This window comes from Mesorhizobium sp. BR1-1-2, assembly GCF_020165435.1.
GTDB lineage: Bacteria > Pseudomonadota > Alphaproteobacteria > Rhizobiales > Rhizobiaceae > Mesorhizobium.
This window is the reverse complement of the sequence record NZ_JAIUID010000006.1, coordinates 437,952-454,421: the sequence shown is the minus strand read 5'-3', so window position 1 is coordinate 454,421 and position 16,470 is coordinate 437,952. Positions and strand designations below refer to the sequence as shown.

The 16,470-nt window shown below is 62.8% G+C and carries 17 protein-coding genes; 1 reads left to right on the top strand and 16 read right to left on the bottom strand.

All coding sequences use genetic code 11. The features are described 5' to 3' along the window. Positions 1–20 precede the first annotated feature (20 nt). From LB551_RS17460 to yajC, 4 genes are read right to left on the bottom strand one after another with little or no spacing between them, the layout of a single operon-like run. Positions 21–836: a phytoene/squalene synthase family protein gene (locus LB551_RS17460; protein WP_224659978.1), complete on the bottom strand. Its 816-nt coding sequence runs from the start codon at positions 834–836 to the stop codon at positions 21–23. A 25-nt stretch (positions 837–861) separates the two neighbouring features. Further along, positions 862–1,251, bottom strand: a complete 390-nt coding sequence (locus LB551_RS17455; protein ID WP_224659977.1) for an Mth938-like domain-containing protein — start codon at positions 1,249–1,251, stop codon at positions 862–864. Positions 1,252–1,280: 29 nt separating this feature from the next. Next, a complete protein-coding gene (secDF, locus tag LB551_RS17450; RefSeq protein ID WP_224659976.1) occupies positions 1,281–3,833 on the bottom strand; it encodes a protein translocase subunit SecDF in 2,553 nt (850 codons plus the stop codon). A gap of 51 nt (positions 3,834–3,884) precedes the next feature. After that, positions 3,885–4,223, bottom strand: coding sequence for a preprotein translocase subunit YajC (yajC, locus tag LB551_RS17445; RefSeq protein WP_027024896.1), 339 nt, complete (start codon positions 4,221–4,223; stop codon positions 3,885–3,887). A 279-nt stretch (positions 4,224–4,502) separates the two neighbouring features. On the opposite strand from yajC, the gene LB551_RS17440 reads away from it, so the two are divergent. Then, complete coding sequence (locus LB551_RS17440) at positions 4,503–5,378, top strand: ATP-binding protein (protein WP_224659975.1); 876 nt, start codon at positions 4,503–4,505, stop codon at positions 5,376–5,378. Between the two features lie 82 nt (positions 5,379–5,460). Here the strand turns inward: LB551_RS17440 and LB551_RS17435 are convergent, their stop codons facing one another. From LB551_RS17435 to nagZ, 12 genes are all read right to left on the bottom strand, one after another. After that, positions 5,461–5,766 (bottom strand): hypothetical protein, encoded by a 306-nt coding sequence (locus LB551_RS17435; RefSeq protein ID WP_224659974.1) that lies wholly within the window; start codon positions 5,764–5,766, stop codon positions 5,461–5,463. Positions 5,767–6,005: 239 nt separating this feature from the next. Continuing rightward, on the bottom strand, positions 6,006–7,538 hold the full coding sequence (locus LB551_RS17430) for a LysM peptidoglycan-binding domain-containing M23 family metallopeptidase (protein ID WP_224659973.1): 1,533 nt from the start codon (positions 7,536–7,538) through the stop codon (positions 6,006–6,008). 243 nt (positions 7,539–7,781) lie between these two features. Then, a complete protein-coding gene (locus tag LB551_RS17425) occupies positions 7,782–8,069 on the bottom strand; it encodes a hypothetical protein (protein ID WP_224659972.1) in 288 nt (95 codons plus the stop codon). 256 nt (positions 8,070–8,325) lie between these two features. Continuing rightward, positions 8,326–8,979 (bottom strand): protein-L-isoaspartate(D-aspartate) O-methyltransferase, encoded by a 654-nt coding sequence (locus tag LB551_RS17420; protein ID WP_140551462.1) that lies wholly within the window; start codon positions 8,977–8,979, stop codon positions 8,326–8,328. Beyond that, the gene (gene surE, locus LB551_RS17415) at positions 8,976–9,734 is read right to left on the bottom strand and encodes a 5'/3'-nucleotidase SurE (RefSeq protein WP_140551461.1); all 759 of its coding nucleotides are present in this window, start codon (positions 9,732–9,734) and stop codon (positions 8,976–8,978) included. The genes LB551_RS17420 and surE overlap by 4 nt, the downstream gene beginning before the upstream one ends. A gap of 229 nt (positions 9,735–9,963) precedes the next feature. Further along, positions 9,964–11,271, bottom strand: coding sequence for a serine--tRNA ligase (gene serS / locus LB551_RS17410; protein WP_224659971.1), 1,308 nt, complete (start codon positions 11,269–11,271; stop codon positions 9,964–9,966). Between the two features lie 375 nt (positions 11,272–11,646). Beyond that, positions 11,647–12,510, bottom strand: a complete 864-nt coding sequence (tatC, locus tag LB551_RS17405; protein ID WP_140551459.1) for a twin-arginine translocase subunit TatC — start codon at positions 12,508–12,510, stop codon at positions 11,647–11,649. Continuing rightward, positions 12,507–13,262 (bottom strand): Sec-independent protein translocase protein TatB, encoded by a 756-nt coding sequence (gene tatB / locus LB551_RS17400; RefSeq protein ID WP_224659970.1) that lies wholly within the window; start codon positions 13,260–13,262, stop codon positions 12,507–12,509. Before tatB ends, tatC begins: the two co-directional genes overlap by 4 nt. Before the next feature lie 85 nt (positions 13,263–13,347). Further along, a complete protein-coding gene (locus tag LB551_RS17395) occupies positions 13,348–13,569 on the bottom strand; it encodes a twin-arginine translocase TatA/TatE family subunit (RefSeq protein WP_015317533.1) in 222 nt (73 codons plus the stop codon). Positions 13,570–13,748: 179 nt separating this feature from the next. Further along, a complete protein-coding gene (scpB, locus tag LB551_RS17390) occupies positions 13,749–14,528 on the bottom strand; it encodes an SMC-Scp complex subunit ScpB (protein WP_224659969.1) in 780 nt (259 codons plus the stop codon). Beyond that, entirely contained in the window at positions 14,525–15,328 is an 804-nt protein-coding gene (locus LB551_RS17385; RefSeq protein ID WP_224660003.1) for a segregation and condensation protein A, read from the bottom strand. The genes scpB and LB551_RS17385 overlap by 4 nt, the downstream gene beginning before the upstream one ends. 63 nt (positions 15,329–15,391) lie before the next feature. Next, positions 15,392–16,411: a beta-N-acetylhexosaminidase gene (nagZ, locus tag LB551_RS17380; RefSeq protein ID WP_140551456.1), complete on the bottom strand. Its 1,020-nt coding sequence runs from the start codon at positions 16,409–16,411 to the stop codon at positions 15,392–15,394. Between the last annotated feature and the right edge of the window lie 59 nt (positions 16,412–16,470).

Sequence of the window (16,470 nt, the reverse complement as noted above, 5' to 3'; positions counted from 1 at the left end):
TAGCATAATTGACGTTTACGTCAAAGTGCTGGCCAGCCCACCATCGCGCGACCCAGCATGAGCCAGTGGCGGCGTATGGTCGAGAGTCGCACCGTGCCGTCGAGCGGCGAACCGCGTTCCATTTTCGTCAGGTAGGCTCGCGACAGGACCAGCGGCAGAAAGGCCGGACGCAGCGAAGCCGGCAGACCCGATGCGCCTTTCTCGAAGGCCGAGAGATGCTCCCACGCCAGCGCGATCATGGCGGCGACGGCGCGCTGCGCACCTGGTCCACCATCGTCGGTGACGAATTCCTCCGGAGAAGAACCCGCCGCGGCCAGGATGTCGGCCGGAACAAAACACTGCCCGCGCCTGCGATGCAGCGGCAGCAGGAGCAACAGTCCCGTAATCGCCTGCGCGCAACCAGCCCTGCCCGCCAGTTCGGCGAAACGTGGCGCTTCTCCCGGATCCAGCACCATTGCCGCCAGTTGAATGAGCGCGGCTGCCGTTTCGCCGCAATAGCCTTCGAGATCGGTTCGCGACGGCATCGGGTCGTCATAGAGGTCGAAGATCCGGGCCTCGAGCATATTCTCGAATGCCGGCTTCGGCAGGCTGTACCTGGAAATCGTGGCCTTCAGCGCATCCGCGATCGGATGGCCCGTCTCGGCCCCTTCGGCTGCGATGACATCGCGCCACCATTGCAAGCGCACCTCGCCCGGCAAGGCCTCGCGGATACGATCGCGAATGCCCGCTAGTTCGGCATTGAAGGCGTAGAGCGAAAACAGCGCGTCGCGCTTGTCGGTTGGCGCATAGAGCGCGCTGAGATAGCGGTCATGGTCGGCGGCGCGCACGGCGCCCATGACGATTTCGCCCCTGTGGTCCACGTCAGTCGACGGCGATCAGCGCGGCGGCGACCGCGCGATCCTCGGCGAGCAGGACATTATATGTCCGCACCGCTGCACCGGTCGCCATCGGGTCGGCGGCTATGCCCGCGGCCTTCAAGGCGGCGCGAAGCTGCGCCGGCAAGGGCCGCAAATCCCTGCCCGTGCCGACCAGCAGGATTTCGATCTTATCGGCCTGGGCCAGCAGCCGTTCGAAATCCGCCACCGTCAGCGCAGATGGGTCCGCCGGCTCCCAGCCATGGATGCCCGACGGCAGGCACAGAAGCGAACCGCGATGCGACATGTCGGCGAAGCGGAAGCCGCCATTGCCATACGCCTCGATAGGGGCGCGGCCGGGGAAATGCGCCTCGCGGATGACGATGCCTTTGGCCATCCCTGCCTATCCGCCCTTCGGGCCGCGCGTCAGGTCGCGACCGCCTTGCCGCCGCCGACCGGCTTTTCCTCGTCCGAGCTCGCGGCCTGCGGCCGCAGCTTGAACAGGATCAGCAGCGGTGCGGCGATGAAGATCGACGAATAGGTGCCGAACACCACGCCGAACAACATTGCCATCGTGAACGAGCGGATCACCTCGCCGCCGAACAGCACCAGCGCCAGGAGCGCCAGGATCGTCGTCACCGAGGTCAGCGTCGTTCGCGACAGCGTCTCGTTGATGGCGTTGTTGAGGAGCTGCGGCAGCGGCATCTTCTTGTATTTCCTGAGGTCCTCACGAACGCGGTCATAGACCACGATCGTGTCGTTCAGCGAATAGCCGATGATGGTCAGGATCGCCGCCAGCGACGATTGGTTGAACTCCAGCCCGGTGATGACGAAGAAGCCTATGGTCATGACCACGTCGTGAACGGTCGCCACGATGGCGCCGACCGCGAACTGCCATTCGAAGCGGAACCAGACATAGATCAGGATGCCCACCAGCGCGACCAGCATGGCGATCGTACCTTGCTTGGCCAGTTCCCCCGACACGGTCGGTCCCACCACCTCGACGCGGCGGAAATCGTAATTGTCCTGCAACTCGCCACGAACCTTGTCGATGACGGTCTGCTCGGCATTCTCGCCGCCGTCCTGCGTGCCGACACGGATCAGCACGTCGTTCGGCTCGCCGAATTGCTGCACCTGCACTTCGCCGATATTCAGTTCGGAGAGCCTGGCTCTGATGTCGGCAAGATCGGCATTGCCGCTCTTGGACTTCACCTCGATCAGCGATCCGCCCTTGAAATCGATGCCGTAGTTGATGTCGACGGTCATGAACAGCACCACCGACAGGACCGACAGCAGGCTCGACAGCGCGAAGGTCCAGCGGCGGATACCCATGAACGGGATCTTCGTGCCGGGCGGAATGAAGGTCACCGGCGCCCGCGGCAATTCCTTCGGGCGGGCGCGGCGCAGCCAGATGGACACCAGCAGCCGGGTAAAGGTGAAAGCGGTGAACACCGTGGTCAGGATGCCGATGGCGTAGGTGATGGCAAAGCCCTTCACCGGCCCGGTTCCGAGATAGAACAGCACCACGGTCGCGATCAGCGAGGTGACGTTGGAATCGACGATCGTCGCCAGCGCCTTGCTGAAACCGGTATCGATCGCCTGGATCACGGAGCGGCCGTTTCGCCGCTCCTCGCGGATACGCTCGTAGATCAGAACGTTTGAATCGACGGCCATGCCGATGGTCAGCACGATACCGGCAATGCCCGGCAAGGTCAGCGTCGCGCCAAGCAGCGACAGCAACCCGACGATCATCGCCACGTGCACCGCCAGCGCGATGTTGGCGAGGAAGCCGAGGAAGCCGTAGGCGACGAACATGAAGGCGACGACGAGGATAGAGCCGATGATGCCGGCGACCTTGCCGGCATGGATGGAATCCTGGCCTAGGCCCGGGCCTACCGTGCGCTCTTCGATCACGGTCAGCTTTGCCGGCAGCGCGCCTGCGCGCAGCAGGACGGCGAGGTCGTTGGCGCTCTCGGCCGTGAAATTGCCTGAGATCTGGCCGGTGCCGCCCAGGATCGGCTCGCGGATCTGCGGCGCCGAAATCACCTGGTTGTCGAGGATGATGGCGAACAGCTTGCCGACATTCTGCGATGTCGCCTGCCCGAACCGTGTCGCGCCGCGCGAGTTGAAGGTGAAGGAAACCACCGGCTCGTTGGTCTGCGAATTGTAGGTTGCGGTCGCCTTGGAGAGGTCTTCGCCGGAAACGATGACGCGGTTTTCGATCAGGTAGGGAACCGGCGGATCGTCCTGCGAATAGAGGATCGACGAACCGGCCGGCGGACGGCCCTTCAGCGCATCCTGCACCGGCATCGATTCGTCCACCATCTGGAAGGTCAGCTTGGCGGTCTGGCCGATGATTTCCTTCAGCCTTTGCGGGTCCTGCAAACCGGGCACCTGCACCAGGATGCGGTCATCCCCCTGCCGCTGCACGATCGGTTCGGTGGTGCCGAGTTCGTTGACGCGGCGTTCCACGACCTCGATCGACTGCGCCAACGCAGCCGAGGTGCGATATTTTATGCCGGCGTCGGTCACGCTGAACTTGAGCAGGCCGGGCTCGGAATCGTCCAGCGCCATCTCCTGGACGGAGCCGCCGGTGAACAGGCTGGCGGCGACCGGCTCGGTCAGCGGCTTCAGCGCCGTCTTGGCCGCGTCGAGCTGGTTAGGATCCTGTATGCGGACCTGCACGGTCCTGCCCGTGCCCGCCAGGCCCGTATAGCCTATCTTGGCCTCGCGCAGCAGCGTCCGGATCTCGTCGCGCGTCGTCTCCAGCTGCGCCTTGACCAGGTCGTTCTGATCCATCTGGAGCAGGATGTGCGAGCCGCCCTGCAGGTCGAGGCCAAGCGTCATCTGCCGCTTGGGCACCCAGCTCGGAAGCTGCGCCAGCGTGCTTGCAGGAATGAGATTGGGCGCGGCGAGGACCACTGTGGCGGCCACGGCCAGCCAGATCAGGATCATCTTGAAGCGCGAGAAATAAAGCATATAGCGTCGTCCGTCAGAGCGTGTCCGCGGATCGCTCCGCCTGGAATTTGGTTATTTCTTGGCGTTCTGGTTCGCCACCGGCTCGCCCTTGACACGCACATCGGCGATCGTCGAGCGCAGCGCCGTCACCTTGGTGCCGCCGCCGAGATCGATCTCGAGCTCATTGTCGTCGATCACCTTGGTCACCTTGCCGACGAAGCCGCCGCCGGTGACGACCGTGTCGCCGCGGCGTACCGCGGCAAGCATCTCGCCGCGCTTCTTCAGCTGCGTGCGCTGCGGCCGGATGATGAGAAAATACATGATCACGAAGATCAGGACAAACGGCAAAATGCTGATGAACATATCGGGTGAAGCCCCAATGCCTTGGGCATATGCCGGTGTCACGAACATCGAGGTACTCCTGAATTTTGAAAACAGCCGCCAAAGGGTTCAGTGGATTTGGCAGCCCCGCGAAATTTGGCCGGAATATAGTCGGTAAAGTTGCCAATGCAACTGCGTGGCCGGGCAAATCGGCTGCTTTTCCGGCTTGTTCGCCCGTGTTAGAGCATGGCCGCGAAAAGCGCGAGCGGGTTTTCGCAAAAGATCACGCTCGAACAAACGGTTGCAGCCGATTTTCGAAACCGCCGGGGTCGAACCTGCCCCACGCAAGAACCGAAGCAAAGACCAGAGATGACCGATATCAGCATCGACGCCTTGAACCAGAAACTCGACCGTCTGATCGAGGCGGTCAGCCGCCTCGCCCCGCCGCCTGTGCCCGAAACCGACCTTGGCGGAGCCGATTGTTTCGTCTGGCAGGCGGATCCGGGTTACCTGGAGCCGGTGCGCAAGGTGAACCGCGTCGATATCGGCCTGATCCGCGGCGTCGACCGCGTGCGCGACATCCTCGTCGACAACACAGAGCGCTTCGCCGCCGGCTACGCCGCCAACAACGTGCTTTTGTGGGGCGCGCGCGGCATGGGCAAATCGTCGCTGGTCAAGGCTGTGCATGCCGCAATCAACGCCTCGCCGAAACTCGACCGTCCGCTCAAGCTGATCGAGATCCATCGCGAGGATATCGATACGCTGCCGAAGCTGATGACGCTGCTGAAGGCCGCGCCTTACCGCTTCATCCTGTTTTGCGACGACCTCTCCTTTGACCATGACGATACCTCCTACAAATCATTGAAGGCAGCGCTCGAAGGCGGCGTCGAGGGCCGCCCGGCCAATGTCATCTTCTACGCCACATCGAACCGCCGCCATCTTCTGCCGCGCGACATGATCGACAATGAGCGCTCCACCGCCATCAATCCGTCCGAGGCGGTCGAGGAGAAGGTTTCGCTTTCCGATCGCTTCGGCTTGTGGCTTGGCTTTCACAAATGTTCGCAGGACGAATATCTCGAAATGGTCAACGGCTATGCCAACCATCATGGGCTCGACATCGACCCCGAGCAGTTGCGAGCCGAGGCGCTGGAATGGGCGACGACACGCGGCAGCCGCTCGGGCCGCGTCGCCTGGCAGTTCACGCAGGACCTGGCTGGCCGGCTCGGCAAGCCGTTGAAGGACTAGGCGGGTCGACCGAGCGACGGCAGGAGCCGCCACAAAAGTTCGTGGCCGACCCCGTCCGGGGACGCTGGTTTCTATATCGTGTTCATTCCCGCACAGGCTTTATGCTTCCCAGGACCATGGGAATATCGGTTTGTATGCCGAGCGCATCGGTCGCCCAGGCTTGCATTTCCGGTGAAGCATCGCCTGATTTCAGGATGGAAATGGCCAGCTTGGACATGTCCGTGGGCGGCTTGGTATTGATCACCGCATAGGAGAAATAACCGGCCAGAGCGGCACATCCGATCGAAATGACCGGCGCGACAATTAAAGCAGTCGCTCGCACATGCGATTGCCAGCGATGGGTTGGACTGGCAGACGGAAGTTCATCCTCTTCGACAAATTCAGTCATTCCACTCTCCTTGCAGAGCGCCGAAAATGACTTTCCTCTATATTAGTTAAAATGCAGATAATCGCTTTTCTGACGGCGCCCCCCGAATTTGGAACGGCGACATATATGGAAACAACGACGTGGATCCCGCAATCAACTGAAAAAGCCCGCTCCTTGCGGGGCGGGCCGAGCCGGCGGGCCGGACTGGAGGTCAGGCGGCCCGCAAATCGCTTTTTTTATTCTATTCGAAATAACCCCGACTATTCGAGATAGCCGGAGGGATCGACCGGGGCCGAGTTCTTGCGCACTTCGAAGTGCAGCTTCGGCGAGTCCGTCGTGCCGCTCATGCCCGACAGCGCGATCTCCTGGCCGCGCTTGACCTTCTGGCCGCGCTGGACCTCGATCGAGCTGGCATGGCCATAGACGGTGACCAGGCCGTTCTCGTGCCGCACCAGCACCGTATTGCCGAATTCCTTGAGGCCGTCGCCGGCATAGATGACGACGCCGTTCTCCGCCGCCTTGACCGGCGTGCCTGTTGGCACGGCGATGTCGACACCGTCCTTGCCGGAGCCGAAGCCGGAAATGACGCGACCACGCACCGGCCAGCGCATCTTGCCGATGCCCGTAGCGTCGGGTGCCGCAATATCGTCGTCCTCGGCCTGCTGAATGACTTTCGCGTCTTTCTTCGGCGGCGTGTAGGACGCCAACGTTTCCGACGGCGTTGCCTTCACGGGAGGCTGCGTGGTGGCCGTGGTTACCGGATCGACCTTCGCCGGCTTGGCGGCGGCGACGGTCGCTGTTCCACCCGCCGGCACCTTCAGGATCTGGCCGATCTTCAGCAAGCCGTCCTGCATGCCGTTCGCCTGCTTGATGGCGACAACGCCGACCCCGGTCTTCCTGGCGATCGAGGAAAGCGTATCGCCCGATTGCACCGTATAGGTGCCGCCGGCGCCGGCCTTGGGCGCGGCGGCGGCCATTTGCGGCGCGGGCTTGTTGTCCTTCGGCTTGTTCGCCGCGGCCGAAGCATCGACCTGCGCGGCCGGCTTGCCCTCCTTGAGCTTCGGCTGCTGCGGCAGCACGGCGACCTTGTCCGGCGCGGTGGCCGGCAAGTCGCGCTTGCCATTGGCGGGCTTGGCATCGGCCACCTTGGGCTCGGCCTTGCTGGAATAGGCGTAGGCCGGAATGATGATCTTCTGGCCGGTCTTCAGTCCCTTGGTCGCGCTCAGCCCGTTGACCTTCATGATCACGTCGGCCGGCACCTTGTAGTGTTGCGCCAGGCCGGAGATCGTTTCACCGTCCCTGACGACGATTTCGGTAGCGTGCGGCGTGCCGGCCATCTTGGCGTCGGGCTGGGCATCCTTGAACGGCTTGGCCGCGGGAGCAACCGTGCCGGTCGTCGTCCGGTCGACATGCGGTGCCGGGCGCACCAGAGCGGGCGCCGATGCAACACGTACCGGATTGGCGGCGGGTGCCAGCGCCGGAGCCGGCTGTGCCTGGGCGACCGGCGGCGGCAGCGGCCGCGTCGAAACAGGTTCGAGGCTGGAGCGGCTGACCGACTGCGTGTGGCTGCCATCGAGCGGCGCGGCGGCGACATCGCCCGGATAGGGCTGTTGCACGGCATCCTGCTTGTTGATGATGGCGCGCTGGTTGTTTGTCGAGGAGGTGAAGACGTCGTCGACGCCGTTGAACCGCGATACTTGCGAGCTGCACCCAGCCGCAGCACCCGCGATCATGAGAACAGCGCAGCCCCGCGCCAAATTGCGACTGTTTGCCTTCAAAACACTGAGTTGCATCGCACTAACCCGCACAAACTCTGCACCAACTGGACAGGATTAAAGCGCGTTAATGTTACTGGTCGGTTAACCCATTAGAATCAGACGCAAATTTTCTTAAAATATTTGGGGACGGCCAACTCGGCTGATCGGCACACCAAACCGCCCCCGGTATGGCGGGCGAAGCAACCTTCCCGAAGCTAGGCCGTGAACTCATAAAGGCGCAGTGGCCGAGATGTGTGGGAAGCGGCCCTCTGGCTCACTTCATCTCAATACGGAGTGCAGCGTTAGAAAGATTCCATAAGCGCTTGCGCCTAAGGCCATGAGAGCAATGATGAGGAACATACTCTTGTCGTGCCTCGACGTGAATGGCTCCTTCAGCGCCCCCAGCACCATCTTAACCGATAAAGCCATAAGCATTACGGACATAACAAACATCGCGATAAAAATGCTCTTCGGATATATGGGCCGCAACAGAATGCCTGCTATGACAATCGCGAGGCTGGCGGCTATGAGCGCTTTGTAACGCCATGGCAGCCGACGATCATTCATATCGATATCCCCTGCCGATGACGCTTGCACGCACCACCGTTAGCACGCGTTGGTTGCATCAGCGTTAAGCGGGGCGGATAAGTTCGGATGGCAGTTTTGGGCCGTATCCGACTGGCGGCTTTTATATTGCGACGGAACCTGATTCAGCTCCGCGTAAGTCGATATGACCTAACCGACTTCGAGTGGCGCGTGATCGAGCCACTTCTCCCCAACAAGCCGCGTGGCGCCTCTGGCTTGTCGATGTGAGTCTACAAACCTAGATAACGGCCGCCAAGCTGCGCAATACCGGCTGCAGGCGCACGAGGCCGATATCCTCGCGCTCGAAACGGCTGCCGACCTTGGTGAGCTTGGCCAGCACCTGCTCGCCCTCCTCCGGTCCGATCGGCGCGATCACGATGCCGCCGCTCGACAATTGGTCGAGCAGGAAGCGCGGCAGGCTGTCGAAGGCGGCCCAGGCGACGATCCGGTCGAACGGTCCTTCGGCAGCCAAACCGGAGGAACCGTCCACCTGGCGCGCAATGACGTTGCCGATGCCGAGCGCCTCGAACCGCTGCCTGGCCTGTTCGACCAGCGTCTTGTAGCGGTCGATGGTGACGACCCGGCCCGCCAGGCGCGACATCACCGCTGCCGTATAACCGGAGCCCGTGCCGATCTCGAGCACGCGGTTGCCGACTTCGATGGCGAGTGCGGCGATCACCGCCGCCTGCATGTCCGCACCCTCGATCGCTTCGCCGCACTCGATCGGCAGCATGCGGTCCGACCAGGCGATGGAATGGAATTGGGCGGCGAGGAAGCCGCGCCGCGGCGTCGCCTCGAAAGCCGCGATCAGCGCCTTCGGCACGGTCCCCCTGCCGCGCAGGCGCAGCAGGAAGGCCGCAAATCCTTCTCGGTCATCGATTGGCAGGTTCATGCAAGGGCCTTGCTCAGTTGGTCACGAATCTCATGCGCGGTGAGGTCGAGCTGCAACGGCGTCACCGATACCAGGCGATTGCGCAGGGCAAAAAGGTCGGTGCCTTGCTTGCCCTCGACCGGCTCGCGGCCGAAGCGCAGCCAGTAGTAAGGCAGGCCGCGCCCGTCGCGGCGTTCGTCGACCCACAGGCTGTGCACGAGCTTGCCCTGCGAGGTGACCACCGTGCCGGCGACCTCTTCAGGCAGGCAGTTCGGAAAATTGACGTTGAGCAGCACGCCATCCGGCAACGGCGTCGCGACGAGTTTCTTGAGCAGCGCCGGCGCCAGCGCCTCGGTGGTCTCGTAAGGGACCACGCGGTCCTCGCCGACAGTGCTGTAACCCTGGCTGAGTGCGATCGAGCGTATGCCGAGCAACGCGCCCTCCATCGCGCCGGCGACAGTCCCCGAATAGGTGACGTCGTCGGCGATGTTGGCGCCGGAATTGATGCCAGACAGGATCAGGTCGGGCGCGCCGGGCAGGACCTTCTTGACGCCCATGATGACGCAGTCGGTCGGCGTGCCGCGGACGGCAAAATGCTTCTCGCCGATTTTCCTCAGCCGCAGCGGCTCCGAGATCGACAGCGAGTGCGCATAGCCGGACTGGTCCTGCTCCGGCGCCACCACCCAGACATCGTCGGACAATGTGCGCGCGACGCGCTCGAGCGACGCCAGGCCCTCGGCATGAATCCCGTCGTCATTGGTCAAGAGAATGCGCATGAAGCCGCCTTCGCAGAATTGGATTGATGGCAGCGCTCTATGGCGCCCCCCTCTGGCCTACCGGCCATCTCCCCCACAAGGGGGGAGATCGGCAGTTCCATGACCGCCGACTTCCTTGTTACGCCAATAATTGGCGAAAGCCGGGATGAGAGGGCGATCTCCCCCCTAGTGGGGGAGATGTCCGGCAGGACAGAGGGGGGCGCGAAGGAATGCGACACTGCCAAGCTAGTCACTTCGATGATTCGATCTTTTCCAGCCCGCCCATGTAAGGCCGCAGCACTTCAGGAATGGTTACGCTGCCATCCTCGTTCTGGTAGTTTTCGATGACGGCGATAAGTGCGCGCCCGACAGCGGTGCCCGAGCCGTTCAGCGTATGGACGAAGCGATTGCCCTTGCCATCCCTGTCCTTGTAGCGGGCGTCCATGCGCCGCGCCTGGAAATCGCCGCAGACAGAGCAGGACGAGATTTCGCGATAGGCGTTCTGGCCGGGCAGCCAGACCTCGATGTCATAGGTCTTGCGCGCGCCGAAGCCCATGTCGCCGGTGCACAGCACCATGGTGCGGAAAGGCAGGCCGAGCCGCTTCAGCACTTCCTCGGCGCATTGCGTCATCCGCTCGTGCTCTGCCAGCGAGGACTCCTGGTCCGTGATCGACACCAGCTCGACCTTGTAGAACTGGTGCTGACGCAGCATGCCGCGCGTGTCGCGCCCGGCGGAGCCTGCCTCCGACCGGAAGCACGGCGTCAGCGCCGTATAGCGCAGCGGTAATTTCTCATGCGCGGTGATCTCCTCGCGCACCAGGTTGGTGAGCGGCACTTCGGCGGTGGGGATCAGGCCAAGCCTGCCGTCTCCATGCGGCGTGAAGAACAGATCCTCCTCAAATTTCGGCAGCTGGTTGGTGCCGAAAAGAACATCGTCCTTGACCATCAGCGGCGGAATGACTTCCTCGTAGCCATGCTCGGTCGTGTGCAGGTCGAGCATGAACTGGCCGAGCGCGCGTTCCATCCGCGCCAGCCCGCTCTTCAGCACGGTGAAGCGCGAGCCGGACAGCTTTGCCGCACGCTCGAAATCCATCATGCCGAGAGCTTCGCCGATCTCGAAATGCTCCTTCACCCAGTTCGGGCGAGTCGGCACCTCGCCGACGATATGCTTGACCACATTGTCGTGCTCGTCCTTGCCGACCGGCACGTCGTCGAGCGGCACGTTGGGCAGCACCGCCAGCGCGTCGTTCAGCGCCTTGTCGAGCTCGCGTTCGCGCGCCTCGCCGTTCTGGATGAAGGCTTTTATCTCGCCGACTTCGGCTTTCAGTTTTTCGGCAAGGGCCGCATCGCCCGAGCGCATGGCGTTGCCGATCTCCTTCGAGGCGGCGTTGCGGCGTTCCTGCTTGGTCTGCAGCTCGGTGACATGTTCGCGCCGCGCCTCGTCCCTGGCGATCAGGTCCTCGACGGTGGACCGCGCTTCCTCGACCGACCAGGAGCGCTTCGCCAGCGCCTCGACAAGGGCCTTCGGGTTGTCGCGAATCCATTTGATGTCAAGCATGGTCTGAAAGCTCCTGCGGTAGCTTGCCGCCAAAGCGCACGGCGGTTTGCGCTACGATATGCTCAAGAATATAGCCTGAAACGCATCGCCGGTTCGCGATGCGTTTCAGGCCAGAGGGGGTAAACCGCATCTCTGATCGATGCAAGATCGGGCTTGGGTGACGGCAGGGCCGCGAGCCCGCTTTCGACTGGTGAGGGATAGCGCGACAGTCCAAAAATAAAAAACCCGCCTCGGCGGCGGGTGGTTGGCGCAAATCAGCACCATAGGCAAATATCTACCATAGTGGCGGGCAGGAAGTCAAGAAAAAATTCCTATCGGCGTCGGACCGCGAATCGATTTCCGAGCCCGGCAGCCCGCAGGGGCGACGCGCCTTGCCTATGTGGAGGATGCGTCCGCCGGCTTTTCCGCCACCTCTTCCTCGGACTGCTGCTTCTCTCGCGCCAGGCGTTCGCGCTCCTGGCTGCGCTCGATCAGCCTGGCCGACCAGATGGCGACCTCGTAGAGCAGGATGGTCGGGATGGCGAGCCCGATCTGGCTCATCGGATCGGGCGGCGTCAGCACCGCCGCGACGACGAAAGCGATGACGATCGCCCATTTGCGTTTCTCGGCCAGCGCCTTGGACGACAGCATGCCGACGCGCGTCATAAGGCTGGTCACCACCGGCAGCTGGAACACCAGCCCGAAGGAGAAGATCAGCGTCATGATCAGGCTGAGATATTCCGACACTTTCGGCAGCAGCGAAATCTGCACCTGATCGTTGGTGCCCGACTGCTGCATGGCGAGGAAGAACCACATCACCATCGGCGTGAAGAAGAAATAAACCAGCGAGGCGCCCATCAGGAACAGGATGGGCGACGCGATCAGGAACGGCAGGAAGGCGTTGCGCTCGTTCCTGTAGAGGCCGGGGGCGATGAACTTGTAGATCTGCGTGGCGATCAGCGGAAAGGCGATCACCATGCCGCCGAACATGGCGAGCTTGACCTGGGTGAAGAAGAATTCCTGCGGTGCGGTGTAGATCAGCTCGACCTTGTGTGGGTCGAGCCCCGCCCATTGGGTCGCCCATTTGAACGGCACGACAAGCAGGTTGAACAGCTTCTTGGCGAAGAAGAAGCAGACCAGGAAGGCGACGAAGAAACCGCCGAGCGACCAGATCAGCCGCCGGCGCAACTCGATGAGATGCTCCATCAGCGGCGCCGACGATTTCTCGATCTCGTCCTTTTCCTTGTCCGAAACGCTCACTTGGCGGCTCCCGCCGTCTTTTTGGCAACCGGCTTCTTCGCCGGAGCCGGTTTCGCCTCGGCCTTGGTCGTGGCCGCCTTGGCTGTTGCCGGTTTGGCAGCCTTGGAGCTTTCAGCCTTTGACGCCGCCACGGGGTTCGCCGGCGCTTTGGATGCTGGCGCGGCCTTGGCGCTCGCCGCTTTCGCAGGCGCGGAGGCTTTTGCGCCATTCGCCGAAGCCCTGGCAGACGCAGGCTTTGCCGCTTTCCCTGCCGCGGGTGCCTTTGGCGTCAGCTCTGTCGGCACTGAAGACGCCACCACCGATTCGTCGGTCATGACCGGGAAAATCGGCGCGGCGGGCGTGACATCGGGGTCATTGGGCCCCGCCATGGTGGTCGCGCCGTTCTTCAAAGGTTCGGCCGACTGCGGTACCGAGCCGGCGGGCGCTGCCGTATCGGCGGCCGGCTTCGGCTTCATCGCCGCGTCGACGCCGGAACGCACATCGGCGGCCGCCTGCTCGAACGGATTGAGCTGCTTCCTGATCTCGGCAACCGGGCTGAGCCCCCTTAGCTCGTCGACCGACTTCTTGACGTCGTCGAGCTCCGCTTCCTTCAGTGCCTCGTTGAACTGCTTCTGGAAATCGGCGGCCATGGCACGCAGCTTCGCCGTCGTGCGGCCGAATGTGCGCAGCATGTTGGGCAAATCCTTCGGCCCGACGACCACGATCATGACGATCGCGATCACCAGCATTTCGGTCCAGCCGACTTCAAACATGGCTATCCGTTCCGACTAATGCATGCCGCCCAAAAGTGCGAAGCGGTTTTGGGACAACGACACGCACAAAGCAACAACCCTTGGCTCAGCTCTTGCTGGCCTTTTCCTTCGCTGCCGAAACGGTTTCGTCGGCGCGATGTTCGACGGTCCGCTTGTCATCGGCAACGTCGTCGTCGGCCATGCCCTTCTTGAAGCTCTTGATGCCCTTGGCCATGTCGCCCATCAGCTCGGGTATCTTGCCGCGGCCGAACACCAGAAGCACGATGACCAGCACGATCATCCAGTGCCAAATCGAAAATGAACCCATAGCAACTCTCTCTCGAATGGTTTCCCTGGCGATGATCTATGCGTTTTCGCGTTGGGATTCAAACACAACCGCGACAGAGTTTATGAAAGGGTGTCGGATGTCACGCATTTTCGGCGATGCGGTCCGCTACCAATCGGCGCATCTAGCCCGGGAAAGCCTCCAGGAACAGAGGCTTGCGGTCAATCTTCCGTGACGCGCGGCGTCAGCAGGCCGAGTTCCTCGAGATCGATATCGGTCAGTGGATCCTCGTCCTCGGTCAGCGCATCCGGATCGGCCGGCGGCTGCGGAATGGAGAAATTCGACGGCATGCGGCCCGAAAGCAGGCCGGCGCCCTTCAACTCCTCCATGCCGGGGAGATCGCGGATTTCCTCGAGCGCGAAATGGTCGAGGAAGGTTTCGGTGGTGCCATAGGTGACGGGACGGCCGGGCGTTTTGCGCCGGCCGCGCATGCGCACCCATTCCGTTTCCAAGAGCGTATCCAGCGTGCCTTTCGAGGTTTCGACGCCTCTGATGTCCTCGATCTCGGCGCGCGTCACCGGCTGGTGATAGGCGATGATCGCCAGAACCTCGAGCGCCGCGCGCGACAGCTTGCGCTGTTGCACGGTGTCACGGCTCATCAGGAAGGCAAGATCGCCGGCGGTGCGAAACGCCCAGGCATCGCCGACCCGCACCAGGTTGACGCCGCGGCGCGCATAGATCTGCTGCAGTTCGGCCATCGCGAGCGCGATGTTGATGCCATCGGGAAGGCGCGCGGCCAACTGCTTTTCGCTGACCGGCTCGGCGCTGGCGAAAACGATCGCCTCGGCCATGCGCACCGCCTCCGCCATATGCAGCCGCTCGGCGGGATTCTGCGCCGGATTCTGGGCCGGATTCTGAACCGAAGCCTGGTCGATCTCGCCCTCCTCCGGCTCGTTGTCCATCTTGAACGGGATAACGGAAGCGTTGGCGCGTTCGCTCATGATGCCACCTCGACTGCCTTGATTGCCTGTGCGCGGTGGTCGCGCAGATAGATCGGCGCGAACACCTCGTCCTGCCGCACATCCATCTTGCCCTCGCGCACCAGTTCCAATGTCGCCGCGAACGAGCTGGCGATCGCGGTGCGCCGCTCTTCGGGGCTGGACAAGTATCGGACGAGAAAACTGTCGAGCGCCGTCCAGTCCCGCAAGCTTCCGATCAGCCTGGTCAGGATGTCGCGCGCGTCCTTGAGCGACCAGACGCCGCGCCTAGCGATCGTGACATTGGTGATTGCCTGCTTCTGCCGCTGCTGGGCATAGGCGGTGAGCAGATCGTAGAGCGACGCCGAATAGGCATTGCGCTTCTCGATGATGACCATTTCCGGCATGCCGCGCGCGAACACGTCGCGGCCGAGGCGGTTACGGTTGACCAGCCGCGCCGATGCATCGCGCATGGCTTCCAGCCGCTTGAGCCGGAATTGCAGCACCGCCGCCAGTTCTTCGCCGCTTTCGCCTTCTTCTCCCGGCTGCTTTGGAATCAAAAGCTTCGATTTGAGGAAGGCGAGCCACGCCGCCATCACCAGATAATCGGCGGCGAGCTCCAGTCTCAGTGCCCTCGCCGTCTCGACGAAAGCCAGATACTGTTCGGCCAGCGCCAGGATGGAGATGCGCGCCAGATCGACCTTCTGGTTGCGGGCGAGATGCAGGAGGAGATCGAGCGGGCCTTCGAAGCCAGCCACGTCGACGACCAGCGACGGGTCGCCCGTCAGCCGTGAATCGCCGTTCTCGGCCCACAGGCGGTCCATCGGTGCGGCTTTCGCGGCCTTGCTTTCCAATGTTTCCGCCACTTGTCCTGTCACGTCCTCTTGCTAGGCCACCGCATCGAAATAGGTGGCGAATTCGGCGCGTATCTCGGTTTCTTCAGCCGCGTCGCGTTTTTCTATATAGGTCATTGCCCGGTTTGCGCGCTCCAGCGACTTGCCCTCAAGCCCTTTGGTTCGCGATGCGATGCCCGCCATCTCCTCGAAAACGCCGTTGCAGTGAAGGACCAGATCGCAGCCGGCCGCAAGGATCGAGGCCGCCTTTGTCGGGAAATCCCCAGAAAGTGCCTTCATCGAGGTGTCGTCGCTCATCAAGAGCCCATCGAAGCCGATCTCGCGGCGAATGACCTCGTCGATGACCTTGCCGGAAGTGGTTGCCGGGTTCTTGGGATCGATCGCGCTGTAGACGACATGCGCGGTCATCGCCATCGGCAGGTGGTTGAGTTCCCTGAACGGCGCAAAATCGTGCCGCTGCAGCTCGCTCATCGAAGCGTCGACGACAGGCAATTCGAAATGCGTGTCCGCGAAGGCCCGGCCATGGCCGGGAATGTGCTTCATGACCGGCAGCACGCCGCCCGACATCAGGCCTTCCGCCGCGGCACGACCGAGCTCGATAACCGGGCGCGGCTCCTTGCCATAGGCGCGCGCGCCGATGACGTCGCTCGCCCCTTCGATCGGCACGTCGAGCACCGGCAGGCAATCCGCCGTGATGCCGTAGCGCAGAAGGTCGAAAGCGTGCAGCCGCGCCATCAGCCAGGCGGCGCGGGCTCCGGCGTCGTGGTCGTCGCGCCACAGCGCACCGAGCGCGCCGCCGGCTGGATAGTTCGGCGCCAGCGGCGGCCGCAGGCGCTGCACCCTGCCGCCTTCCTGATCGATGAACACCAGCGCGTCCGGGCGCCCGATGCAGTCGCGCATCTCGGCGACCAGATCGCGGATCTGCTCGGTCTCGCCGATGTTGCGGGCAAACAGGATGAACGCCCACGGGCATTCATTGCGATAGAAACTGATTTCTTCGCGGGTGAGCGATTTCCCGGCACAGCCAAGGATCATGGATTTTGATTCGGTCATGCCGACGAGTCTAGAATCTTCCGCGGCCAAAGGGAATCACGTCGAAAAATCAAAAGAAA